The sequence below is a fragment of the Staphylococcus sp. EG-SA-2 genome (assembly GCF_017152085.1).
Map to the genome: position 1 here is coordinate 1 of NZ_JACYHC010000265.1, position 464 is coordinate 464.

Here is a 464-nt window from a genome sequence, read left to right on the forward strand (position 1 = left end):
GTTTTATAACGCAGGGTATGAGCGTACTAAAAATTCACATTACTTCTGAAAGTGATGTCCATTGAATATTAATTAGTTCTTCATTAACCATGATTTAATTTTAATTAAACGAGTGTTAATGTCAGTCTGTCTCAATGCCCTTTATAATAAATGTGTATTATTCAAATTACGTAATAAAAGCAATCCAATATATTAAGATTGGAGCATATGAATATGAAATTTACAGCGATAGCTAAAGCGATATTTGTATTAGGAATATTAACAACAAGTGTAATGATAACAGAAAATCAATCGGTTAATGCAAAAGGAAAGTATGAAAAAATGAACCGTTTATATGATACAAACAAGTTACATCAATACTATTCAGGACCTAGTTATGAGTTAACAAATGTTAGTGGCCAAAGTCAAGGTTATTATGACTCTAACGTTTTGCTTTTTAACCAACAAAATCAAAAGTTCCAAGT

Annotated in this window: 1 pseudogene; it reads left to right on the forward strand. The window is 28.9% G+C overall.

Annotated elements, in window-relative coordinates:
* Positions 1-213 precede the first annotated feature (213 nt).
* Positions 214-464 (forward strand): annotated as a pseudogene (locus IDG60_RS02595) (superantigen-like protein); the annotation flags it as partial.